20 protein-coding genes are annotated in these 23779 nt (G+C 46.8%); 10 read left to right on the top strand and 10 right to left on the bottom strand.

Features of this window, described 5'->3' with window-relative positions:
* Positions 1 to 44 precede the first annotated feature (44 nt).
* The 5 genes from MHH25_RS06080 to MHH25_RS06060 all read right to left on the bottom strand — a co-directional run bounded on the left by MHH25_RS06080 (position 45) and on the right by MHH25_RS06060 (position 10560).
* Complete coding sequence (locus tag MHH25_RS06080) at positions 45 to 839, bottom strand: SH3 domain-containing C40 family peptidase (protein WP_340019476.1); 795 nt, start codon at positions 837 to 839, stop codon at positions 45 to 47.
* Between the two features lie 526 nt (positions 840 to 1365).
* On the bottom strand, positions 1366 to 4641 hold the full coding sequence (locus tag MHH25_RS06075; protein ID WP_340019475.1) for a glycoside hydrolase family 48 protein: 3276 nt from the start codon (positions 4639 to 4641) through the stop codon (positions 1366 to 1368).
* Positions 4642 to 4729: 88 nt separating this feature from the next.
* Positions 4730 to 7723 carry a glycoside hydrolase family 9 protein gene (locus tag MHH25_RS06070; RefSeq protein ID WP_340020454.1) on the bottom strand — a complete coding sequence of 998 codons (2994 nt, stop codon included), beginning with the start codon at positions 7721 to 7723 and terminating at the stop codon, positions 4730 to 4732.
* Between the two features lie 341 nt (positions 7724 to 8064).
* Positions 8065 to 9801, bottom strand: a complete 1737-nt coding sequence (locus MHH25_RS06065; protein ID WP_083677324.1) for a methyl-accepting chemotaxis protein — start codon at positions 9799 to 9801, stop codon at positions 8065 to 8067.
* Positions 9802 to 10008: 207 nt separating this feature from the next.
* Positions 10009 to 10560 (bottom strand): undecaprenyl-diphosphatase, encoded by a 552-nt coding sequence (locus tag MHH25_RS06060; RefSeq protein WP_340019474.1) that lies wholly within the window; start codon positions 10558 to 10560, stop codon positions 10009 to 10011.
* A gap of 185 nt (positions 10561 to 10745) precedes the next feature.
* Here MHH25_RS06060 and MHH25_RS06055 point away from each other — a divergent pair, with 185 nt between their 5' ends.
* Positions 10746 to 11741 carry an LCP family protein gene (locus tag MHH25_RS06055; RefSeq protein WP_340019473.1) on the top strand — a complete coding sequence of 332 codons (996 nt, stop codon included), beginning with the start codon at positions 10746 to 10748 and terminating at the stop codon, positions 11739 to 11741.
* Positions 11742 to 11880: 139 nt separating this feature from the next.
* Positions 11881 to 13134 carry an acyltransferase gene (locus MHH25_RS06050; RefSeq protein ID WP_340019472.1) on the top strand — a complete coding sequence of 418 codons (1254 nt, stop codon included), beginning with the start codon at positions 11881 to 11883 and terminating at the stop codon, positions 13132 to 13134.
* A gap of 37 nt (positions 13135 to 13171) precedes the next feature.
* On the opposite strand, the gene MHH25_RS06045 is transcribed toward MHH25_RS06050, so the two are convergent.
* Positions 13172 to 13909, bottom strand: a complete 738-nt coding sequence (locus MHH25_RS06045; RefSeq protein WP_340019471.1) for a hypothetical protein — start codon at positions 13907 to 13909, stop codon at positions 13172 to 13174.
* 219 nt (positions 13910 to 14128) lie between these two features.
* On the opposite strand from MHH25_RS06045, the gene MHH25_RS06040 reads away from it, so the two are divergent.
* Positions 14129 to 15076: a hypothetical protein gene (locus MHH25_RS06040; RefSeq protein ID WP_253506129.1), complete on the top strand. Its 948-nt coding sequence runs from the start codon at positions 14129 to 14131 to the stop codon at positions 15074 to 15076.
* A 54-nt stretch (positions 15077 to 15130) separates the two neighbouring features.
* Positions 15131 to 15373: an NHLP leader peptide family RiPP precursor gene (locus tag MHH25_RS06035; RefSeq protein ID WP_091015589.1), complete on the top strand. Its 243-nt coding sequence runs from the start codon at positions 15131 to 15133 to the stop codon at positions 15371 to 15373.
* A 77-nt stretch (positions 15374 to 15450) separates the two neighbouring features.
* On the opposite strand, the gene MHH25_RS06030 is transcribed toward MHH25_RS06035, so the two are convergent.
* Both MHH25_RS06030 and MHH25_RS06025 read right to left on the bottom strand, forming a co-directional pair.
* Positions 15451 to 17349, bottom strand: coding sequence for a HAMP domain-containing sensor histidine kinase (locus MHH25_RS06030; protein WP_340019470.1), 1899 nt, complete (start codon positions 17347 to 17349; stop codon positions 15451 to 15453).
* Between the two features lie 153 nt (positions 17350 to 17502).
* The gene (locus MHH25_RS06025) at positions 17503 to 17784 is read right to left on the bottom strand and encodes a hypothetical protein (protein ID WP_036611533.1); all 282 of its coding nucleotides are present in this window, start codon (positions 17782 to 17784) and stop codon (positions 17503 to 17505) included.
* A gap of 144 nt (positions 17785 to 17928) precedes the next feature.
* Between MHH25_RS06025 and MHH25_RS06020 the strand changes: the two genes are divergently transcribed.
* From MHH25_RS06020 to MHH25_RS06010, 3 genes are all read left to right on the top strand, one after another.
* Complete coding sequence (locus MHH25_RS06020; protein ID WP_017690239.1) at positions 17929 to 18090, top strand: hypothetical protein; 162 nt, start codon at positions 17929 to 17931, stop codon at positions 18088 to 18090.
* A 121-nt stretch (positions 18091 to 18211) separates the two neighbouring features.
* Positions 18212 to 18583: a hypothetical protein gene (locus tag MHH25_RS06015; RefSeq protein ID WP_036611534.1), complete on the top strand. Its 372-nt coding sequence runs from the start codon at positions 18212 to 18214 to the stop codon at positions 18581 to 18583.
* Positions 18584 to 18622: 39 nt separating this feature from the next.
* The gene (locus tag MHH25_RS06010) at positions 18623 to 18814 is read left to right on the top strand and encodes a hypothetical protein (protein ID WP_036611535.1); all 192 of its coding nucleotides are present in this window, start codon (positions 18623 to 18625) and stop codon (positions 18812 to 18814) included.
* Between the two features lie 102 nt (positions 18815 to 18916).
* Here the strand turns inward: MHH25_RS06010 and MHH25_RS06005 are convergent, their stop codons facing one another.
* Positions 18917 to 20131, bottom strand: coding sequence for an MFS transporter (locus tag MHH25_RS06005; RefSeq protein ID WP_047841895.1), 1215 nt, complete (start codon positions 20129 to 20131; stop codon positions 18917 to 18919).
* A gap of 255 nt (positions 20132 to 20386) precedes the next feature.
* Between MHH25_RS06005 and MHH25_RS06000 the strand changes: the two genes are divergently transcribed.
* The 3 genes from MHH25_RS06000 to MHH25_RS05990 all read left to right on the top strand — a co-directional run bounded on the left by MHH25_RS06000 (position 20387) and on the right by MHH25_RS05990 (position 22786).
* Entirely contained in the window at positions 20387 to 21037 is a 651-nt protein-coding gene (locus MHH25_RS06000) for a peptidylprolyl isomerase (RefSeq protein ID WP_340019469.1), read from the top strand.
* Between the two features lie 484 nt (positions 21038 to 21521).
* The gene (locus MHH25_RS05995; protein ID WP_036612099.1) at positions 21522 to 21785 is read left to right on the top strand and encodes a YqkE family protein; all 264 of its coding nucleotides are present in this window, start codon (positions 21522 to 21524) and stop codon (positions 21783 to 21785) included.
* A 206-nt stretch (positions 21786 to 21991) separates the two neighbouring features.
* The gene (locus tag MHH25_RS05990) at positions 21992 to 22786 is read left to right on the top strand and encodes an SDR family NAD(P)-dependent oxidoreductase (RefSeq protein ID WP_315939779.1); all 795 of its coding nucleotides are present in this window, start codon (positions 21992 to 21994) and stop codon (positions 22784 to 22786) included.
* Between the two features lie 138 nt (positions 22787 to 22924).
* Here MHH25_RS05990 and MHH25_RS05985 read toward each other — a convergent pair whose 3' ends face one another.
* The gene (locus MHH25_RS05985; RefSeq protein WP_340019468.1) at positions 22925 to 23686 is read right to left on the bottom strand and encodes a TIGR02206 family membrane protein; all 762 of its coding nucleotides are present in this window, start codon (positions 23684 to 23686) and stop codon (positions 22925 to 22927) included.
* Between the last annotated feature and the right edge of the window lie 93 nt (positions 23687 to 23779).

Here is a 23779-nt window from a genome sequence, read left to right as displayed (position 1 = left end):
CATATGAACATGCGTGGATTATTTAAGAAGGTTCTTGTTTCAACCTACAGCGCACTGCCACCAAACAGGAAGCGATACTCCCAGTGTTTGCCGGAGATATCACTAGTTGTTACACCACCGCCAGCGTTGGAATACGTATGTAATACCTTGCCGTCGCCCAGGTAAATCCCTGTGTGCGTAATGGTTGCGCTAGATTTATTCACGCCCGAATACGATGATGCAGAGTTGCCTTTATACGACATGAAATACATCAGATCGCCACGCTTCAGGTTTTTCCAGTTCGTCTGAACCGTACCCTTGGCTTTTACATAGTCTCCCTGTTTGCGGGAATCCGCTGGAAGCTTGATGCCCAGTGCATCAATGAAGGCCTGGCGTACAAAGCTGGAACAGTCAAAAGTAGCTGTGCTGTTACGACTGGCTCCGAACTCATAAGGTGTTCCCAAATATTTCATTCCCGCTGCAATCACTTTTTCTACAGACGCATTGCCGGTCACCGATATACCACTATTCGAACCCGATCCGCTTGTGCCGCCACTAATCGCTTGTGTGTATTTGGATGAAGAAGATATGTAGCCTGTCCGGTTAGCAGAATCCTTAATCTTATACCAATCCGAACCGGATTGCTGAAGCACCGTTACCGTTTCCCCTTTAGCGACCAAGCGAACAATCTTCGCAGAAGAAGAAGGTGTTGTGCGTAGGTTTACGCCCCAAATTACTTTTACTTGTGAATTGTTAACAGCAGCTGCCGATACCTGTGCCGTTAGTGCTCCTGTCGTCAGACTTCCCATCAGCATCGTTGCTGTGACACTTGCCGTAATAATCGTTTTTTTCCAGTTCATGATGTCGAGTTCCCCCTGATGTTACAGAATTTTAACCTGGCTTGGTTCTCCCGGGCTTGCCCCATTGTAAACGGGGTATCCATAACGTTCATCAGTCAAAAGTCCTGTATTGATATAGGCGAACTTGAGCACTAAGTATTAGGGTGCGTCCATAATCTGCTGGAAAAATTCACTGCTGATCCCTTCTTTTTGAAAGGTTAAATTATTGTAACTATTTGATATACTTCATTTTACCGCGATAAAAGAGTTAGGTCGTTTCTCATTCAGAGCATATGCCATATGACCTAGATTTTAATGTTCAAAATATCAAATATGGTAAACATTACTATGATTCATTTGTCGATTACCGTTCCCCGAATTCACATTTTTGCCTCCAGCCTCAATACGGATCGATTTATCAGCAGTGCCCGTTTGATTATTTTGTATTTCATTTTTGCTTTTCCATAAAAAAGAAAAGCCAGGGATTTCTCCCCGGCTTAACCTGTATGATGAGTAACATTACTCTACAATCGGTCGATCAACTCATTTAAGGTTCAATTCCCCATACCTTGGCGCCATCCTGATAAGCCGTCACTTTTGTCCAGGCACTGAAGGCTGATTGGGTGGAATCAAAGGAATAATCATTCGTTTGATCAAAATTCGTCCAGTTGTTTTTCGAGAAACGTCCCTGGATGATTCCGGTTTCGGCACCCGCGGCCAAACTGCCGGCACCTGCTTTGAATTCAATCTCCAGATACGTATCTGCCGTGCCCTTGGCCGGATCTATCGAGACAAAATGCCCTTCCACGTTACCACTGCCAATCTGTGCATAATCACACCAGAAACTCAGATCAGCGGCACTATCCTTGGTGAAATAATACCGGACCTTCACTTTGCTCAAGTCCACAGCAGTTGTACCTGTATTCTTCACATTGAACTGCGGAGTAATCGCATTGACCGAAGCCCCTGAACTACCATTCCGGTATTGTACTTCAAGCGTTCCCGTTGTAACTGGAGGTGCCAATGGGGTCAACACCAATACATTTGAATTCGTCTGACCACTCGTATTAATGGCTACGACTCTATAATTATAAGCCGTACCATTCACCGCTGTAGCGTCGGTATACGTCAGTGCGGTCAAACCTGTTGCCAGATCAGCATATGCCCCGGTGCCTACCGAACGTTGTACCTTATAACTCGCTGCTCCAGTTGATGCGGTCCATGTCAGTACCGCCTGGGCATTGCCAGCCGTTCCAGTAAGGTTGAATACGCCCGGCACAACGGTACCTGCGAGTGGTGTTGCAGATGCCTGTGTCGACGGTGCAGACTCACCTACGGCATTCACCGCAGTGATGACATAATAATACGTTGTACCGTTGGTCAAGCCTGTATCCGTGAATGTCGATCCTGTGACCCCTGTCGCTACAGACGTATAAGGACCACCATTCACTTCTGCACGTTTCACGGTATACGAGGCTGCACCAGCGGCTGCGTTCCAATTCAGAACCACTTGCTCACTTCCTCCAGTTGCTGTTACGCCAGCAGGAGCAGCGGGTACTTCCACTTCCGGACTATCCGAATCTCCGAGGAGACGATCATACTCACCGTACGCTGTAGCCATATCCACCTGTGACCAGAACCGGTGATACGTAAAGGTAGGTGCACCATTTTCCCACTGTTTCGTGGTTGTGTTATATGACGTTTTGTACAGATTATCCAAGTAAGCCCATGCCGGATCTTGCTTGATGGCCGGACGCAGATCGGAGTATCCAATGTATACGCCATTCCCACCTTTCGCCGGATCGGAAGGTACACCTGCTGTACCTGGAATCGTATTGCCTTGACCAAAGGTTCCAGACCAGTTCGCCGGGATATAGATCTCTTTGGCAAAGAAGCGGAAGTAGTCTTTACGTTCTTCTTCCGTAACAATCCCCACACCATCATTGTAATCCCAAGCTGTATCCAACAGAGCCTCAGCCAGATCCTTGGCTTCTTGGCCTTCCGCACTAAGTGTGCCGTTCTCTGCCTGAGTTCCCGCTGCGAAGAAGGTCAGAGCTTTAACGTAACTTCCCAGAACGCCTGTGTCCTGCACTGGATCTTTGGTCGTTACACGGAAATTCGGATTTTCCGTAAACGAACTGAATCCGTTCCATTTGTCCGGTTGACCCTGCCATTCCTGACCACCCGGAATCCAGAACTCTCCCGGAGCCGGCGTTGTCGCTACCTGAACATTAGTTCCACCCAAAATGCGCTGTCCAGCCGCATTCAGATAATAGCCCTGCGCATCCGTCACCGGACGCTCACCTACAAATACATAATCCTTACTCCAGTCGATCCACTTCGTGATTACCTTCTTGGCCATCTGGAAGTTCTCAGAGGTCAAGTCCCCGCTCTCCGCAAGAATATAGTACATCTCGGCTACACGTTCCAGCGGCCATGCCTGGAATCCAAACCAGGTGTTGGAATCCGGATCACGATATACAGGTGCCTCCTGATAAGCCATGTCATAGAATGTACTTACGCCTGCCGGATAGGCTTTATATGAACCATCCAGACTGTTGGTTGCTCCCCCGCCGATAGCTCCTTCATGGGATTGTAGCCAAGTGTAGAATTCCAACTGACGTTTCAGCGTAGCATTCCAATCTGCCTTCGCTGTTGCTGATTCCGGAATCAAGCCGCCTGCCGGATCAGACAAAGCATACGCTGCAACCGGGTTTTGATAAGCCTGATGGGTATGGCTCGCTCCAATGCGCCAAGCCCAATCCCCACCTTGACCCAAGCCACCTCCCCAAGACGTATACCAAGCCATGAGATACATGTTGGAATCCTTGCCTGTACCCGGAGTTGGTGTACCGCTCTTTGCACTTCCAATTTTCTGGAAGTATTTATCATACATGCCGTAGCGCAGATAGTCCCCCATCTTCTTCGCTTTATCCAGGTATTCCGGATTGTTGTATCCCATCTCCTTCGCCCAATACAGCACCTGTACTGCACGTGCATCGGCATCCGTTGCGTTTGTATAACGCCATTGCGCTGACGGTACCTGAGTTTCCTTTGTGAACAAGCTCATGAAGCCTTCGTTTGCCTTACCAAAAGATTTATCATCCTGAGATGGATGCGGAATGGCTTCCCACACAGACTCCTGCTCCCCACGCTGGAACGTGTTCACATAGGTAGCCGTATGTGATGGATTCAACAGGTTGCCATATCCATACCAGTCATCCACATCGACCAGCCAGTGCATGAGATAGGTCTGATTGTTACCATAGGTCGCCTTAAGTTCGGCATCAATCGGGTCTTTACCCGCTGCATATTGACCATTAAGTGGCGATGGATATTGATCAGGAAAAGGTTTTTCCGCTGCATACGTAGCAGGGCTGTTCGGGTTGTATGAGCTCATCGTAGGCTGTTCTTCCTTGCCGTCACCTTCGTTGACCGGGATAATGTATTTCTCCATACTGTCCCAAGCTGCTTCCAATTGGGACCAATCTCCCGTGTAGTGACCGTACATGGTTTCCAACCACAGCCAGTAACTGTATGCCTCTGACGTCGTCATATGACCATAATCCGGAGCCTCACTCAGCAGGGTCTCAATGGAATGATACGGTAGACCCTCTGGCGAAAAATATCCGTTCGCCGGATCTTTCAACTGATCATATAATTGCAAAAACCGGGCTTCATTAATGCCGTCTGCCTGAATCTCGATGGCCTGATCTGCGGCATGTGCTGTTTGCGGCCCTGCCCAGAGTCCGGTGTATCCGGTCAACATGACGGTTCCCGCCAGCATGGCTGTTAAACTTTTTTTCGCAGCTGATTTCAACATTAATATATACCTCCCTGGAATAGTGGAAATTGAATATAAGTGCTGTTGGTCTGCCCATGCTGCTATTCGGCCAATGATCTTGAGCTAGTTACGGCTCCAAGCCCCATACTTTGGTGTTTCCCTGATACCCTGTTACCTTGTTCCATACGGCAAAAGCCGTCTTGGAAGCATCATAGGAATAATCATTACTTTGATCGAAATTACTCCAGTTATTTTTGGAAAAGCGTGCTTGAATCACGCCGGTCTCTGCTCCAGCGGCCAAACTGCCTGCTCCGGACTTGAAGCTAATCTCCAGATACGTATCTGCGGTACCCTTCGCCGGATTCACTGCGACAAATGTACCTTCAACATTGGCCGTGCCCATCTCGGCATAATCACACCAGAAGGTCATTTGATCCGCACCATCCTTGGTGAAATAATATCGGATCTTCACGGTACTGAGATCAATCGCCTGTGTTCCGGTATTCTTCACGTTGAACTGCGGAGTCACCGCATTACTTGAATTCCCGGACCCTCCGCTGCGGTACTGCACTTCGAGTGTACCGGTCGTCACCGGAGGTGCAGAAGGCGTTAGTGCCAGGACATTGGACAGTGTCTGTCCGTTCGCATTCACGGCTGCAATCCGGTAATTGTACGTGGTGCCATTCAGCGCTGTTGTATCGGTGTAAGTCAACACGGACAATCCGGTTGCCACATCTGCATATGTCCCGCCTGCCACCGAACGTTGTACCTTATAGCTAGTAGCGCCCGAGGCTGCTGTCCAGGTCAGGACCGACTGCGCATCACCAGCTGCCCCACTTAAAGTTAGTGCTCCCGGCACCGTCGAAGCTGCTTGCGGGGTAGCCGACACCTGTACAGAACCCGATGATTCCCCTGCTGAATTCACAGCAGTCACTACATAATAATAAGCCGTCCCGTTGGTCAGTCCCGTGTTTGTGTAGGTCAATCCATTAACCCCTGTTGCAACAGTTGTATATGGTCCTCCACTCACCTCGGAACGCTTCACCGTATACGATTCGGCCCCGGATACAGCGGCCCAGGTCAGGTTAACCTGACTGCTTCCCGCTACAGCCTGCACGCCAGCAGGTGTGCCTGGAACCGTGACTGGTGTAACACCAGGCTCCTGTCCATACACCTTCACCCCTGCATCATAGACTGGAAGGTATATACTCTTCACAGGAGTGCCTGTGGTCAGCGTCTGGAACGAAGGATCATTGCTGGCATTCCATGCACCCTGTGGGCCTGTAATGCGGAACTGTACTTCTTTACGATAAATTCCTTCCCCACCTGGATAGATCTTGGTATTACCGAAGTTCGCCGTAATGGCATAGATATGCTGGGCTGCATTCACCACAACTGGTTGGGATACTGTCGCCCCCTCCGTATAGGAGGTTGTCACTTGCACGTCCGATACCGTACGTCCGGCAGCATACACTTCACTCAAATCCAGGAAATACTTAAAAGAAAGTTGATCTCCCATTCGGGCAGGCCAAGCGGAACGATTATTAAGCTGTGCTCTGATTTCCGTATAATTGGCACCTGATGATTTGATCGCAGCCTCCACAAAGAACTCATCTCCCTTCACCTCAGGTGCAGGGAAGTTCGCCAGGGGCTGATGATTCTGACCAAACAGCAAATTCATTTTTGCCAGTGCGCCGGTAAAACCAGCATTGTAATCGGTTGCGACCTCATTACTCACGTAATCCCCGATATCATCGGTATATCCATCCGATGCATCCGGGCCACCGACCATGGCACCATACAGAATGTGGCGATGGTTAGCCGGGATATCTTCGTTATTCAGCCATGAACTGTGAGCGGTCCGATGATGCGGATGTTGAGGTGCATTTTGCCCATATCCGACCACATAACTGCTCTGACGCGGATTATCGCCCAAAATATAATTCATCTGTGAGACAGCAAAATCCTGATATCTTGACTTTTTCACAGGATCACTGACCCAGTCGGAGTATACAAAAGAAATAAAGGATGCATTCGCTGCATATCGGAGCGATCCCCACTGATCCAGCCACGCCAGACCTCCTGGCGTATACTTGACTCGTGTCCCATTGACTCCAACCGTCCAATAATCCAGATTGCGCTCAGTGGACTGAATAAATCTTGTCGCCTCCGGCATGTTCAAACTGGACGTAATACGGGCAAGCAGAATCTGGGCACCATAATGTTTACTGTCCCAACCTTGTGTCCAGGTATAGGGCCAATTGGCTGAGCCTCCGCTAGAAGACCACCGGTCCGTAGCTGCAATGGCTTTGGACAAGTAAGCGCTATCATTAGTGGCTAAATAAAGCCATGCGCCACCCCATGCCAGCTCGTCTTCGTATCCTGTCCACGAATTATAAAACGCTGCAGCATCAGTGATACAATCGGTGTATTCCCCCCGATATGTATCTGCGAAGTTGTACAGCTCTTTCGCATGTTGAAGCAGTCTGGCCGAATATGCCGGATCATCATCTGCAAATACAATCGATGACGCTGCCAGCGCTGCAGCCGTTTCTGCCGCCAGATCACTGCCCGGGCATGAAGCATCAATCTTGAACGAAGGACGGTTCATCTGCATGACTTCTGCGGGTCCCCACCAGGCATGGTCGGTATTACCTGCCCCCACTTGTCCCCATAATTCATTTGGTTTCGTATGCGCTCTCATAAAATAGTCGGTCGCCCATCGGATATTATCCTTGATCTCCTCCAGTTGTCCGGCCTGTTCATATCCGTCACTGTATTCCACGACAGACCAGGCAAGCATCGTTGCGGAAGCAGCCATCGGAAAACCAAACTTCACGTGATCTCCGGCATCATACCATCCTCCGGTCAGATCAACACCTACATCAGCTCCATCCTGCATGCCCGAATTACCACGCCATTCGACCCGATTACTCGCTGGCAACGGACCCGAGCGCTGTGCCTCATAGAAGTAAATGGCCTTTTGCAGTGCTTCAGCATAGTTCTGATTTCCAGCGGCCGCATCCGCCTTACGAATTCCTGTGCCCATCGATAAACTCCCTGCCAGTAGTCCTGCCGATAACGCGATCATAGCGACTCGTCTCCACCAGCTCCCCTTCATGTTCAACTATTCATCTCCTCTTCATCAATATTCCGTATGCATTACTCTGGACTGCAAGTTTATATCGCTCCTCCCCATGGTGTATTTCAGTGTAAGTTCCACCATTAATTACCATTATAGCCGTTTGTTTCACCAGCTATATAAGCGTTGGTGACTTCTGAAATAACATTGTTGTGACCTGCTCTGCGTCATGTGACAAAAAAAGCTGTTTCTCTAACGCATATGCGCGTTAGAGAAACAGCTTCTCGCCCTTGTTATCATCAACAGTACAAATCGAATGGCATTCTGACCATCCTGTCAGTATGTTTCTGTACACCTTAGGTATCAGAACATCTCATTGGTTACACTTTGAACTTGTTAATCTGCTCCTGCAGTTCTTCGGCCATTTTGGATAATGAACCCGCGGATGATGCAATCTCTTCCATCGAAGCCAACTGCTGCTGAGTTGCGGCAGATACATTATGAACCCCGCCCGCTGCCTCTCCAGCAATGTTGGAGATTTGACTTACATATCCTACAACCTCAGTTGTACTCGCCGACATTTCCTCTGAACCTGCAGATACTTCCTGGATTTCACCCGCTACTTTGTTGACCGCATCCGAGATCTGCTCGAACGCTTGTCCTGCCGCAGTAACCATCTCGATTCCTGCTTCTGTCTCACTGCTGTTCACTTTCACTGCCTGAACAGCATGATCCGTATCTTTCTGGATCAATTGAACGAGATCCGTAATTCTTTGCGCAGATGTAGAAGATTCCTCAGCCAACTTACGCACTTCTCCCGCAACTACGGCGAAACCACGTCCGTGCTCTCCTGCTCGTGCGGCTTCAATGGCTGCATTCAGTGCAAGCAGATTGGTCTGCCGGGCAATGTTGTTGATTACCTCGGTAATGGTTCCAATCTCTGCTGAACGTTCCCCCAGCCCTGTAACCAATTCAGTAAGCGAAGCAATGGAATTTCGAACAGAACCCATCTGTTCAACCGCTTGCTGAATAATCATATTTCCTTCGGAAGATTGATTCGCCGCATCTACAGCAGATACGGATACACTCTGAGCAAGCTCGGCAATCTGCTCTGATCCGAGAGCCATCTCATTCATCGCCTGTGAAGAGCGCTTCACAATATCAACTTGATCTGACGTGCCCACGGCCAGTTCCTCAACCGTTTCGGAAATCTGTTCCGAGGCTTGAGTATTTTGCTCTGCACTTGCAAGAAGCTCTTCCGATGAAGCCGCTACCTGTTCGGAAGTCATCGATACCGATTCAATCATGGAGCGCAAATTACCACTCATGGTATTGAAGGAAGCCGCGAGCGTTCCCAATTCGTCTTTGTTCTTGAGCACAATCGTCTCACCCGTCAGATCACCATTGGCAATAGCCATGGCCGCTTCATTCATCTTTTTGATTGGACGTGAAATGATGCTTGCAATGAAGAATGCAATGAACACGGCGATCAGGAATGCAAAAATCGTCACTGCCAAAATCACATTAAATGTATTCTCAGCCAACTCGACAGAATCATTCGTTGCTGCATCCGATCCTTTATTCCCAGATTCGATCAGCTTGGCAATCGTGTCGTTAGCTGTATACCACAATGGATAGGCTTCAGTGTGCAGTCTACTTGCTTCTTCATAGTTATTTGCAATACCGAATTCTATGAATGCAGGCATTTTCTCCACATAAGCATCATAATTCGTACTGAAATCATTGTAGAGCTTCATCGCTTCATCATTGCTCTCAATGAACGTTAGCAGCTGTTTACGCTCATCTTCAATCTTCGTGAGGAGCAACTTTAACGCTTCATTCACCTTGACGTTTTCTTCTTCGTCCTGTTCAACGATAATGGCCAGCGCTAACCGCTCTACATCCGAAACATCACCATTCATCATACCCAACAGGCTTACACTCGGCATCCAGGTCTGGTCCACATCATTGGCTTTACCAGACATATTATGGATCTGTATTAACGCATAAACGCTTACAACAATCAACAGAGCCACGACTATGAGAAAACCAGTCAGTAACTTGCCTCGAATCGTTAACTTCAATATCCCCAACTTATTCCCCCGCGTGTCTTCCATGTGTCCCACTCCTCAAAATAATACATATTTATAATATATCGTCACCGATCGTCGTGAATTGTAGATGTTAGAATTCAATTTCTGTAAATTTCATGTAACTTCGAACATAACACAAAAAAAGTCTCCCATCTTTGGCAGAACCAGAGATAAGAGACTTCTTTCAATAAACTAAACTACCAAAACTTCACTAGACATTGCTTTCAAAAGCTAACGAAAAACACGTCGGTGTATGTTAATGAAGAAGTCGGGAATCGGCTTGGTATAATTGCGGGTTGTAATCAGAACCACACTAAGCAGACTTCCGAGAATGAATCCTCCCAGAATATCTCCTGGATAATGTACACCAACATATACACGAGACACCCCTGTCAACACAGCGAGTAACATCATCCATGACCCGAAGCGACGTCCAATAAAGAATGAAGCAGCCGATAGAGCAAATACAAAGGAAGCATGTTTACTTGGAAAAGAAGGATCAGGTACATGGGCAACCAGCTGATGCACAGTCCCTTCCACAAAAGGTCTTGGATGACCGACCGCTGGTGATATCCCCCATTTGGCCAGAACTAGCGCTACAATGGAAGCCACACAGGCATAGAAAACAATTCGTTGTTTCGATGGATCGCCGAGAAACCATACGATAACAAGCAGTGCAATCATGACCCAAACCGCATACTCGGATGATGTGATCATAAACCAGTCCAGAAACGGTATTTGGTCTGCAAACTGATTAATCCAATTAAATAGTGATTGATTCATAACTGGCTTTTAATACCCCCATTACACAAAGCAAGATTATTTTTTTACATATTAAATATACACTAACTATTTGTCAAACATTCCTCACATTGACCGAAGTTACGAAATCAAAGAGGACTTTTTGCTTTCTTTTTGTTAAACTAGTTTGGGTTACATATCAGTTCAATCATAGAAAGGTGAAGATTATGCTTAAAAAATGGTTATGGGGTACAGCCCTGACCCTGGCACTTGCGATTACAGGTGTCGTTGTATATTACGGATATTCGATTGTTCATTTTGCCAATAGCATCTCCACGGCTTCCGGGACTTCATCCAACTCGTCCTCTTCCGGAACAGACAGCGATTCAGACACACCAACGACAACGATTCCCAGATGGGAGGGCCAGGAACGGGTGAACATTCTGCTCCTTGGTGGAGACTCAAGAGGCGACGATGCAGGACGCTCGGACTCGGTCATGGTCGCTTCCATTGATCCGGTCACCAAGAAAGCCCATCTATTCTCCGTACTGCGTGATACCTATGTCGCCATTCCCGGGCATGGCAAAAGCAGACTTAATGCAGCCTTTTCCTACGGGGGTGCGGAGCTGACCAAACAAACCGTCAGTGATCTGCTCGGTATTCCCATTCAGCATTATGTCTACACAGACTTTACAGGTTTCATGGCACTCGTTGATGCGGTAGGCGGTATTGAGATCGATGTGGAGAAAGACATGTATTACACCAGTAAAGCAGATAAACATATGTACGACATTGACTTAAAAAAAGGATTGCAACATATGGACGGCAAGACCGCCCTTCAATATGTTCGGTTCCGGCATGATGCCACCTCGGATTTCACCCGTACCGAACGGCAGCGGATCTTCATGACCGAACTGGCCAAGAAAATGCAGAGTACTACGTCGCTTTTCAAAATCCCGGATATCCTGGAAGCCATCGCTCCCTATATCGAGACAGACCTTAGTCCAACCCAGATGTTAAAACTCGCATCACTTGGCTTCGATATCCATGCGAACGATATCGATCAGCAGCAGATTCCACCGAACAAACTACTCACCAATGAACTGGTCGGCTCAGCTCAGGTACTGGGTGTTGATGTGACCAAACTCCAGTCCTACATTCAGAAACTGTTTGAAGAAGATGCCGCGTCCTCAGAGACTCTATCATCAGAGGAACAGAACTAAAACAAGCATGAGATATATCAATAGAAAAGACGGCCAAAGCCGTCTTTCTTAGTACCTATTTTCTCCATTTAATGCAGCCTTAATGTTTAACAGGTACCCTTATATGATGAACTCAGGTTCCTGGAGGGAGGATTACAATGTGAAAAAACCGCGAATAACGGAATGGACCGAACTGCGGGGCATTGCCTTTCTGGCAATCGTCATGCAGCATAGTATCGCTGAGTATATCTATCGCGCTGATATTGAACAACCGGATTCCATTATGTTGACCATGATTTATCATCTGACCCGATTTGGTACGCCAACGTTTGTATTTTTATCGGGTGTAATGTTGTTTTACCATCATCGTAACACCAAACCGGACTATCCTCGCTTCATTCGAAAGCGATTTGGCGATATCTATATGCCGTTTGTCGTATGGACACTGATCTACTGGCTTTCTGTCCGTATCTTCATCCCCGCGTTCTGGCTTGCAGGCATACCGGATTTTCGCAGTCTGATTCGTGAACTGTTTATACCACAGACGGGATATCATCTCTGGTTTGTCATTATGGTGTTTCAATTCTATATTCTGTTCCCCCTGTTCTGGACAGGAGCAAAAGCCATTCAGAGACGTATCCAGAACACCTCACGTTTCACGCCCATGCAAGTCATTATCGGACTAATTCTCTTTGCAGCAGTACTATATGCCCTGCTTATGCAATGGTCCTACTATAATATGGGGGGCTGGACAGAATCCATGTCTGAGCCTTGGTCAACGTTACTGCAATATCGCTCCTATTCATGGGTGATGTACTGGTTCTACTTTTTACTGGGTGCCGTATGTGCCTGGTCAGTGGATAGCTGGAGGAGTTGGACCACAAAGATCCTGCCATGGACGATCTGTCTGTTTATAGGGATGTATATATGGCTTGGTTACGATGTGCTGCGTGGGTCCGGGGATGTTGTGAATCTGAATATCTCCACCTATCTGAAACCAACCACATTCCTGATCATTATGGCTCAGATGCTCATGTTCTACGGTTTCCTTGTACTAATGCGGGGCAAAGATACACGGTTTCAGCGCCTCTTAGCCTGGATTGGCCGCTATTCATTTGGTGGATATCTGGTTCATGCACTGGTGATCTACGCGATCGCTTATGTCACCAGACCGCTTCAACTCAGTGGATGGCATCTGCCTGTAACGTTGCTATCGTTCCTTGTAACCGTTGGTATTGCTCTTGCAATCAGTTGGGCGCTGTCCAAGCTTCCTGGCTCACGTTTCACCGTAGGGTTAATGCGCAAACCACGTTTAACTCCCAATCCATCAGCTGCTGTGGACAAAAGAAATTCACCTGAGCGAACTCCGTCACCCGGCTCAACTCGCAATCCGGGAACGAGTGAGCCGTTTTAGAATAAAGAAGAGCGTCCCCTCACGGAGACGCTCTTCTTTAATTTACTTCGCTCGAAGTTGATCGTCCAGGAACAGGTTCCTGGGGACCCGGGGCTGGATGCACGTTGCCCTTCTGATTCACAAATATCTTCAAATCACCCGTTAATTGTTCCTTCAGCTTGTCCACCAGCTGCGTTTCGCTAATGCCTTTTGCCTGAGCAATCTCAGCCAGGGATTTCCCTCCCTGAAGCTGCTCGTGCAGTTGAGCAGGGGTCACTCCAATAAACCGGGCAATTTCGCCCTTATCTACCATGGAACGTTTGCCATGGTGGGCAAATTCACGCCGCAAATCACGCAGCGGTGTATTAATGACCTTTTTCAACTTGGTATCCATGTCTGCCTTCGTGGCTGCAGCTTGTTCCTTGGTGAGACAACCTTCTTCCACAGCTTGATCCAAACGCTGTGCCAGTGTAGGCTTCAACTTCTGCAATAACTGCTCCTCACTAAGTCCCTTACGCTCTTTCGCAATCTGGGACAACGTCTTGCCAAGTTCCATCTGTTCTTTCAGATCCCGAAGTCCAATCCCAAGCAAGTCTGCCGTCTCACCAATCATGAACAGACCGTGTCCTGCCTGCATGCATGGCTTCGCTGGTTTGCCGGAGGAAGAAGCTTTTGACGCATCGTCATGTTGCTCAGCACGAACGGCTGGATCAGCAAATGCCACATGTCCTGTTGCTGCTGTTATAACTACGGCTGCCAATCCGGCTGCCATCCATGTTTTCCACTTCAAATTCATTTTTCTACCGCCTTTCCGATGTCGAAATCCTGTGCCTTCCTAGTTTGGGCCTAAAATCCACTTTTTTATGCCATAAAATACAAAAAGTCATCATTTTTCTCACAATTGATCACAAAAAATCCTATTTTTTTCAGTTTATTTCCGCTATACTAAATGTAACTTCATGATCTAGTTGAACAGTCCTTAGTCACCTTATCGCAGGAAGGACGATATGTAATAATGCGGAAAGATTGGTTAGATCCGTTTAGATCCGATCTGGAGGTCGTGTTTGCTTCAGCGGAACAACTCGTACGGGAATATCCCGAACCCTTGTCAGGACATGCATTAGAGCAGCTTCGTTCGGTTAATCCGCTGTTACGAGATTCGGGACACAGCTACATCGGGTACATCACTCCACTTTGGATGCAACACTCAGATAAACTGCCCCCAGAGAAAGCACACCAATTAAGTACAGCCTGTCTCATCCATATGTTATATTTTCTGAATCAGGACGACGTGATGGATGAACAACCGGAGAATGCCACATTGAAGTTATCCCTGGGTAATCTATATTACATGGATGCACTTCAATCTTACTCGGTATTATTCAATCCTTCCTCCACGTTCTGGGTCTATTTCAGACAATATGTAGTGGATTGGGCCGTGAGTGTTACGGGTGAGCATTCCATTGATTATTTCCAACAGAATCCCTTGTTGATTGCGCAAAAGGCTGCCCCTCTCCTCATTGGAGCTACTGGTGCACTGCTTCTGTTGAATCAGTCCGACCGGATCATCCCGGTGTGTTCTGCCATCAACATCACACTCATGACACTTCAGATGACCGATGACTTCACAGACACGCAACAAGATGCTGTGCATGGAAACTACAACAGCTACCTCTCCCACATATCCGCAGCACTGAATCACAACTATCCAGTTCAACCTCTAAGCGAACGTATACATGACAATGTATACAATACACAACTCATGAACTCTTACGTAGACATTGCTTATCACTATAATCGTACACTAACATCGTCTAACTTAGGAATATCGCATCTTGAGGCGTTTGATTCTTATTTATGCAGCACTTTAGTACAAGCTGTTCAGGACATTACACAACGGAAGAAACAGCTCCTCCAAGGTGGGTTTCATCACTGGATTAGCGAGCAACAGTTGGGATTCTGAGCATAAGAACTAAGCTGATTCAGTTTAATTTTAAATATGAAGGGAATGTTGACGATGATGGTATCAGAGAAAACGTTGCATGAGGATATTATTGAAAAGGCTTGGACTGACGAGCACTTCAGACAACAATTGCACTCCAATCCGAAGCAGGCGCTTCGTGAAGCGTTCGGCATCGTAATTCCGGAGCACATTCAGGTACGTACTGTTGAGGAGCAGCAGAATGACTATGTGCTTGTCATACCTCCCAATCCTTCCAAAGTAAATTATGATGTGAATTGCGGACCTTGGAGAAGTTAATTCGGGTGAGCTAATCTTGTAGTGTAAGAAATTAGGGGTAGGAACAAAAAAAGCCGCTGTATCCTTCTGTGAGTTCGTCAATCGACGAACTCGACAAAAGATACAACCGCTTCTGTTCCTACCCCTTTGGTGCTTGTAAAGCTGATCTGTCCTTGCATCGCTTCAACAATACGGAATGTCACCATCATGCCGAGGCCTGTGCCTTTGATTTTATTGGAGAAATAAGGCTCACCTAACCGGGAGAGTGCTTCCTCGTCCATTCCTTCTCCGTTATCCCTGACATGCACCTTAATCATTCCATCCTGCTTATACGCCCAGATATCAATCTGACCTTGTCCCTGCAGAGCTTCAATACTGTTCTTAATAATATTGATAAAAGCCTGCTTAAACTTCGAGGAATTGCCTCGAATATATAGATCCGGCGGAATGTCAGTGGTGATTTTACCACCTTCCAGATTAGCCATCGGTACAAGAATGCCTTCAATATGATTGAACTCATCCGAGATATTGAGCGAGATAATATGATCAAACTCAGGTTTGGCAAAGGTAAGAAAATCCGTTATGATGCCCGAAGCCCGATCAAGTTCTTCCAGTGCAATTCGCACATACCCCTTATTTTTGTTGTCTTCCTGTTCCGTCATAAGTTGCAAGAACCCTCTTGTCACCTGAAGTGGATTACGTACTTCATGGGCAACGGAAGCGGCCAATTCACTAATAATCTCCATTTTTTCGGATCGCTGCAACTCATTGTTGAACAGCTCCAGTTCCTTGGAATACTCTAGAACTTTTGTATGTTTTTCGGCAAAACGACTTCCGAGAATGGCAATCAACGAGATCACAAATGCAACCATGGACCATTTCCACCATAACAGATGATACGTTCCACTCCGCTGATAATACCACAACAGTTCAGCCACACTGATCAAGGCAAATGTACCAAATCCTGTCGCAAGCAACATAGCTTCCCGATTTCGTTGCAGCGCTTTGGCGATGGTACCAACCAACAGGATCGTCAGCAGAATGACCAGCACAATGCCAACCACACGCTGTACGAGCAGATTGTAGAGGATCTCCCATTGCCCACCTGAAGTAACATAGATAAATAGAGAGAACACAGCGATAACTGAATATATGAATAGTATTTTTCGCAGTTTGGTGAAGATTCCATGCAGTCCAGGCCCGATAATCTGTTCAAAAAAATAACATAGCGCTGGCATACCCAGCAGCATCGCCAGATCAAAGACTACGGAATACAGGTCACCATATACCTGATAGAACGTATACAAAAATTGCGAGTACGTGATGATCATCGTGCCGATGGAACCCATCACGATGCATAGCGAGATCCATAATCCCTTATGGAATTTGCCAAGGAAGAATGTACAACTCAGCATCGTAATCGCTGTGAAAACAAAGGTCGCGCCCAAAATTACATCAATAAGTCCGTTATGAATATATTTCTCCTGTAACGCGGCATAAGGTCCAACCTGAACAGTACCTTGTATCCCCAGACGGCCTTTTTCATTTTGCGACCATACATAGAGCGTGTCACCTGAATTTTCGCTGGATAAGGGCAGCAACACAGCATTATTATCATAATTGTAATGATAGTTCTCGTAGACCTTGCGGTCTTCCAGATAAACAACAATATGATTGCCTTTAATGTTCTCAAATCGAATGGCTGAACTTTCCTCACTCAACTCAGGGATGGTCAGGCGAGTCCATAAAGAATTCGATCGATCCGTATTGCTATACTCTAACTTATCGCTGCCCTGCTTTTCCCATATTTCGTCTGCTCCCTTAACCTCACTGATGAATCCTTGATCGTCAACGTTCCCCCATTTTACTTCCCATCCTGTAATGGATACAGGTTGCTGAACCACTCCTGTAGTTGCAAAGACTATCCCATGTGGCATGCCTAGAATAATCAATACACTCATCCATAAGATGACGATAGCTTTGGGCACATTTTTCATTCACAGCACCTCAAAGTTCTAATTTTCCCTATCTTAGATTCTCTCATTTATCATTCGCCACCGTTTGTCACGTCACCTTCTTGAGATAAAATGAAATTTCACATTTAAGTCGATTTATAGTCTTATTTCCATTTTATTGTTAAAGTTATTCGATTAATCACGCAGGTCTTCGAACTGGTTCACTATCATTTCCCGTTCTTTCTGTTCAACTTGACTGCGAAATTCAAGCCACTGCTCTGTCTCCTCATCATCATATATGGTCCATATGTCGGAAAAAAGGAAATCCCGTAACTGGACAACTTGCCCGGACCATATACCGCCTACCCAAAACAAACCATCCGGACGACGGATGACGGTACGGGAGAACCCGGGTGTGGACGCCTTTTGCCCGATACGGATGCGTGTGATCATATTCCCCAGTGTATACCAGTCCACATGAATCCCTCCCTTACATATTCAAGCTTCATCATAACATAGGCAAAACAGGAAAAGCTGTAAAAACGGTGGCTGCGATTCAATCCTTTGCTCCGGGTGTAATGGTTTCTCAAAGCAAACAAACACGCTAAGGAGATGATTACAATGAATGAGCCCCATCGTACGGTTGAGGTAGAACATAAGGATGTTCAGCATAAATCGGATTCAAGTATGGTCGCTTCCACATTTATTAAATATGCCGCATATATCATTATCTTTTTCGGATTCTTATACTTCTTGGTTAAATATGTATTCCCCAAATTCTAAGGCATTCATATCGTAGTGAACACCCGGAGATAATAACCTGTGCAAGATTACAACACTAGCGCTTTGGGTAACTACGGAGTAAGAAGCTTTGGACAACCGACAATGAAAGGAAGTGTTACTCATGTCTGACAAACCAATTAGTAACGAAGAGAGCGACCGCTATTATGACCGTTATCAGAGGTCCCGCGATATTCCACCAGAGACGGAAGTCCCGGAAGGCGATATGGACACCTTTGATGAAGTTTCCGGCAGACGGATTGTTACGGAAGATTCGGATCTGGCACCCGTAGCCGCAACTGCTGTGGACGAGCCGGAATTGGATTCACGTTTGGCTGAGACACCGCTGGAATCTGTACCTGATGCAGATCTTCTGCAACCGAACAGTCCGGTTGATCCTGCTGCACCCGATCCGGATGCGCTGCATGGTACCGATCTGCTTAATGGTGCTGGTGCAGATGCCAAACCAGAGAACGACATTCCACCACGACATTAACAGCTGTTATGACATCCTGAATGAGGAGGTGCATACACGATGAAGGAAGATCGCCAAAAGCATGTGCATGAACCGGATAATCTCGTGACCGAACGGGATATTGACCCGGACTTCGGACTGTTCACTGAGGACTCCTTCCCCGAAGCACTTGAGGATGAGGATCAACGTGATGCGGTCGAACATGCCATTCCCAAAGAGAAGGCTTCTCGTAAGCCCTCTTCGGATGACTAACTTATATAGATCCGTAGTTGACTTAAAAAAGATGACGTCTGTAATTTCACAGCGTCATCTTTTTTGTTACCTGTAAGTTCACTTACACTTAGTGATTTAGCATCATCGCTTAGCGGAAACCTTACTTGCCACGGGCAGTTTGTGATCCAATCCTGACCACTTCGCTACAATCGCAGTGATGATCAATGCCACTCCATTAATAATAAATATCCAGCGTATCGGCAGCCAGCCCCCAAGTACACCACCAATAATCGGTCCCGCCATCGTCCCGATCTGGGCAGCGGATTGATTCAGACTAAAAGCCCTGCCCCGGAAACTTGATGCGGTAGCCTGCACAATCATGGCGTTAATTGCCGGAAATACAGCGGCAAAGAATAAACCATACACAAATCGTAAAATGCCGAATGCGATATAACCTGTTGTAAAGAACTGCAGAAGATTCCCTACAGCCCCACCAACAAGTCCAATGATCAACACTTTACCGTATCCAATCCTTGAACCAATCTTGCCCCACCGCGGCGCCATAATAACTGTTGCTACCCCCACCGCTGAGAAAATAATACCCGAGCTGAGTGAGGCACGATCCGGCTGAACGCCCATTTCCATCACATAGACCGTCAATAGTGGCTCCAGAATCATGACGGAGAATGTACATATGCCCATCATGCCAAGCACCGTCATAAACAAACGATTCGCTCTCGCTTCACGAATGTCATCCATGACGTGGGAACGAGCTTTGTTCCGGTTGAAGTTCTCTTCTTTTACCCAAAAGGTTGCGATGATTGCTGAGACTAACACAACAATAGCCGAAAACAAAAATGCATTCCGGTTGCCATAATAATGACTCACCACGCCACCAATTAACGGTCCGATAATACCACCAGTGGCTCCTGCAGTGGACATAATACCAAGTGCATAACCAGTCTTCTCTTCAGGTGTATTTGTGCCTACCAGAGCAATCGCTGCTGGAACAAACCCTGCAAGCAGACCCTGAAACAATCGAACAACAATCAGAGAATACGGGTCCTGCACGAAATAATTGATTAAATACAAGACGGCAAGGCTGTATCCCGACCGGATCAGCATGGGCTTGCGTCCGTATTTGTCAGCCAGTGATCCCCAGAACGGAGACACGAGTGCACTCGCAAGAAACGTAATGCCAAATGCCAGTCCTGACCATAACTCCAGGTGATCACGAACCCCCAAGTCAGCACTTAGAAACAGAGGCAGAAATGGAATCGAGATCGAATAGGCGGTGCTGCAAAAAAATACACCAATCCACAATATGACCAGATTGCGCTTCCACGAGAAGTTCATATACCCGCACGCCCTTTCCGTTACTGACGCCGGGACTGCCGTGTATTGGAGCGGACGGAACAGACCCGTACGTCACGATGCGGAAGCATTTTCCTTATTTTACACCCATCATTCCACGAAGACCATCCCTTGTTCACCACAAACACATGTATTACATTGCCATCCTGTCCACAAAAACGGTATGATAGTTGGGTAAATATCCAAATATGATTTGGAGAAAATATATAATGCAGAGATGCAAGGAGGAACGTTTTCATGTCTTTACGGTGGAAAAAAACAACCGCAGTATCGCTCGTTCTTGCGATGCTGCTTATCGTCATTAGTGGTTGCGGACGCCCTGCAACCAGTGCCGAGCAAGCGCCGGTCCCGGCCGCACCTGAAGGTCCAAACCCGGTGGCTACCATTGAGATGCAGGATGGTCAAAAGATCGTTATTGAGCTCTATCCCGAGATTGCGCCCAACACGGTGTATAATTTCATCTCCCTTGCGAATAAAGGGTTCTATGACGGCCTGATCTTTCACCGGGTCATTCCGGGCTTCATGATTCAGGGTGGTGATCCCGATGGCAACGGTTCAGGCGGCCCAGGTTATACGATCAAAGGGGAATTTACATCCAATGGCCACAAGAATCACCTAAATCATACTCGGGGAATCATTTCGATGGCACGTAAATCGGATAATCTTGATTCAGCAGGCTCCCAGTTCTTCATCATGTTAGCTGACGCGGATTACCTGGATAACTCATACGCTACCTTCGGTAAGGTAACAGAAGGTATGGAAGTTGTTGATGGTATTGCTGCTCAGGAAATAGGTGAAGGTGACAAACCGGTTTCCGATCAAGTTATGAAAAAAGTTACGGTAGACACCCACGGTCTGGAATATCCAGAGCCGGTAAAAATACCTTAATGAACTTCCTTGCCAAATGGATGATAATCACACGGTTATGACTTGTAAGGAACTCTAAACAAACAAAAGCTCTGTCCTGCGCGTATCTCGCAAGGCAGAGCTTTATTTATTGATTTTAATGATAACGGTTACATATATGACTTTATAAAAAATGACCTCTTCCGGCATCATCCTCAATACATCCATCCCATCAAACGTAACCAGCCGATAATCGCAATCCATAACGGGCAGCTAAAGGCAACGCCCCATGCAAGCCCTTTCAGTAAACCACGGTTTACTTCCACGAACAACGACTCCTTTCTCCAGGGAATAGTCGCAGTATCGGTAATAGTATATGATTTTATACCCGTTTTCATTCGTCACGCAACCCTCGTTTTCCTGCTTTTGTTCCGCAGATTCATGGAATGCTTTACGGGAACCTGATATACTATGACTACTGTACGATAAATGGAACCTGATTCATGTTTGGAAAGGAGATTTTCCTATGGCAAAATCCAAAAAACGCACTCCTGCTCCCAAAGCAGCAGTAGCACAGGATAAACCCACAACACTGAAGGATCTGCTTAGCAGTGATGTGCTGGAGAAGCTGAAAGCTCAGGCGGATGAAGCCAAGGCTGCAGAAGCGGCTCTTAAAGAGCAGGAACGTCAGCAGGCAGAAGAAGCTCGCCAAGCGGAGCAGAAGCGCCGGGATAACGATTTCGAATATTTGCTCAATAACAGTGCAATGGACTGGAAGAAACATAAGTAAGCCAGGGCATGACCTAGGGGTGTCTCCTATCACACATGCCAAAATAATATTACAGCAGACAGATCATGAAGATGATCTGTTCAAAGAACAGGGCCGCATTGCGGTCCTGTTCTTTTTGATATATACACATATGATTCACGCATCTTGAGCCGGGTATGTTAGAAGTAGAGCGTACAACGATAATCTAACTCATGGAGGGATCAGAGATGACAGAACAACGTTTGGAAGGCAAAGTCGCGATTGTAACCGGAGGTGGATCCGGTATTGGTCAAGCTACCGCTATTCGTTTCGCCGAGCATGGAGCCAAAGTGTACATGCTGGATCGAACACCCGAAAATGCGGAGGAAACAAAACAGACGATTGAAAAGGCTGGCGGAGAAGCGTATGTGATCGAATGTGATATCTCCAAACCGGATAATGTGCAGAAGGCAATCAATCAGGCTGCGGCTGAAGCGGGTAAACTGGATATCATATTTGCGAATGCCGGCATTAACGGAACGATGGCCCCGATTGAAACGATGGAAATTGAGGACTGGGACCAGACGATGGAGATCAATATGCGCGGAACCTTCGCAACCGTCAAATATGCTATTCCTCATCTGAAAGAACATGGCGGCAGCATCATTATCACTAGTTCCATCAACGGTAACCGGGTCTTCTCAGGGATCGGTTTCTCTGCATACGCTTCCAGCAAAGCGGGACAAACTGCATTTACCAAGATGGCTGCACTGGAGCTGGCTCGTTATAAGATTCGCGTAAACGCCGTCTGCCCAGGAGCCATCGATACCAACATTGATGATAACACCTACCCGTCGGATGATCTGAAAGATGTACAGATTCCTGTTGAATTCCCTGAGGGTCACGAACATCCGCTCAAGGGCGAACCTGGAACGTCGAAGCAAGTGGCGAACCTCGTTCTGTTCCTCGCTTCCGATGAAGCCTCTCATGTTACAGGTACACGAATCTATGTGGATGGTGCGGAATCTCTGCTCCGTGGATAAAAATATAATATAAGTTGGCCCCATTCAGGGACAACGCCCAAACATCCCGCAAGCGATCTGATCCGGTCAGATTGCTGCGGGATGTTTTATTTATAAAGAGTTTATAATGCGGCGCAGACGCAACTACAAGAATTATCCCTATACCGCGGAGCTTTTACCTTTTTTCACACGATGCTTCAACCGATCTGGAATGGCAAAGAGAAAAATGTACATTAGCGAGAACAAAACTAGCGCAAGTATCTCTTCCCCAAGAATGTACATGGGATACGGACCTAACATATCAAGCACCGAGGGTGTACTCGGTTTATGTCTCAAAAACATGTAATTCGCGTCAAGCATGACATCTACAATGTATACGATTAGTGCTGCCACATTCACAAATATCATCGAACCTGCTACAGATCTCCAGCTAGGTCGCAGCTGTTCTACCCAGGTCATGTAGAGTAAAGCCAGAATGATACAGGCATGAGCAACGAAAAATTGAATGAATCGAAAATGTGCATAACCATAACCCAGATTAGGAGTCAGGATCGCCATAAGAGCTCCAGCAATGCCTGCAAACAGCAGTGCAGAATGCAACAGTCGACTGCGTGTCAGTAGTAACAACGCCGATAATAGTAGAGACAGACTGCATAGTTCGAGTGGCAGTGACGTCTGCAGGCTCCATATCCCTCCATACACATACCAGAGTTGCAGCACGATTTCACAGGCAAACATGATACAAGCCAGAACAATTCGCAGTATGCGGCGTGCCCTCTCTGACCATGATCGAAGATGATGTCGAAGCAAAAACATCAGTACAATCAATGCTGTAATTACGCTAATTGAAACGATATGTGAAGTGGAGAACAGGATAAACGGCTCTGCATCATAAGGGTCCAGCCATGGTGGATACGCCATGCATCTCTTCTCTCCTTTACAAGAATCTCACCAACATTATCTCTCTTTAATGTTAACTTTTTCATTTTGCCATTGAATGAAAGTACTGTCCAG

It is taken from the genome of Paenibacillus sp. FSL H3-0457 (genome assembly GCF_037981725.1).
GTDB lineage: Bacteria > Bacillota > Bacilli > Paenibacillales > Paenibacillaceae > Paenibacillus > Paenibacillus amylolyticus.
The sequence above is the reverse complement of the archived record's forward strand: the minus strand, read 5'-3'. Positions and strand labels throughout refer to the sequence as shown.

Bases quoted from the DNA above. Each gene is read 5' to 3' on its own strand.
- MHH25_RS06000 (WP_340019469.1), top strand. From the start codon at position 20,387: ATGTCTTTACGGTGGAAAAAAACAACCGCAGTATCGCTCGTTCTTGCG.
- MHH25_RS06075 (WP_340019475.1), bottom strand. From the start codon at position 4,641: ATGTTGAAATCAGCTGCGAAAAAAAGTTTAACAGCCATGCTGGCGGGA.
- MHH25_RS06015 (WP_036611534.1), top strand. From the start codon at position 18,212: ATGTCTGACAAACCAATTAGTAACGAAGAGAGCGACCGCTATTATGAC.
- MHH25_RS06030 (WP_340019470.1), bottom strand. From the start codon at position 17,349: ATGAAAAATGTGCCCAAAGCTATCGTCATCTTATGGATGAGTGTATTG.
- MHH25_RS06040 (WP_253506129.1), top strand. From the start codon at position 14,129: ATGCGGAAAGATTGGTTAGATCCGTTTAGATCCGATCTGGAGGTCGTG.
- MHH25_RS06035 (WP_091015589.1), top strand. From the start codon at position 15,131: ATGATGGTATCAGAGAAAACGTTGCATGAGGATATTATTGAAAAGGCT.
- MHH25_RS06070 (WP_340020454.1), bottom strand. From the start codon at position 7,723: ATGAAGGGGAGCTGGTGGAGACGAGTCGCTATGATCGCGTTATCGGCA.
- MHH25_RS06045 (WP_340019471.1), bottom strand. From the start codon at position 13,909: ATGAATTTGAAGTGGAAAACATGGATGGCAGCCGGATTGGCAGCCGTA.
- MHH25_RS06065 (WP_083677324.1), bottom strand. From the start codon at position 9,801: ATGGAAGACACGCGGGGGAATAAGTTGGGGATATTGAAGTTAACGATT.
- MHH25_RS06055 (WP_340019473.1), top strand. From the start codon at position 10,746: ATGCTTAAAAAATGGTTATGGGGTACAGCCCTGACCCTGGCACTTGCG.
- MHH25_RS06060 (WP_340019474.1), bottom strand. From the start codon at position 10,560: ATGAATCAATCACTATTTAATTGGATTAATCAGTTTGCAGACCAAATA.
- MHH25_RS05985 (WP_340019468.1), bottom strand. From the start codon at position 23,686: ATGGCGTATCCACCATGGCTGGACCCTTATGATGCAGAGCCGTTTATC.
- MHH25_RS06080 (WP_340019476.1), bottom strand. From the start codon at position 839: ATGAACTGGAAAAAAACGATTATTACGGCAAGTGTCACAGCAACGATG.
- MHH25_RS05990 (WP_315939779.1), top strand. From the start codon at position 21,992: ATGACAGAACAACGTTTGGAAGGCAAAGTCGCGATTGTAACCGGAGGT.
- MHH25_RS06005 (WP_047841895.1), bottom strand. From the start codon at position 20,131: ATGAACTTCTCGTGGAAGCGCAATCTGGTCATATTGTGGATTGGTGTA.
- MHH25_RS06020 (WP_017690239.1), top strand. From the start codon at position 17,929: ATGAATGAGCCCCATCGTACGGTTGAGGTAGAACATAAGGATGTTCAG.
- MHH25_RS05995 (WP_036612099.1), top strand. From the start codon at position 21,522: ATGGCAAAATCCAAAAAACGCACTCCTGCTCCCAAAGCAGCAGTAGCA.
- MHH25_RS06010 (WP_036611535.1), top strand. From the start codon at position 18,623: ATGAAGGAAGATCGCCAAAAGCATGTGCATGAACCGGATAATCTCGTG.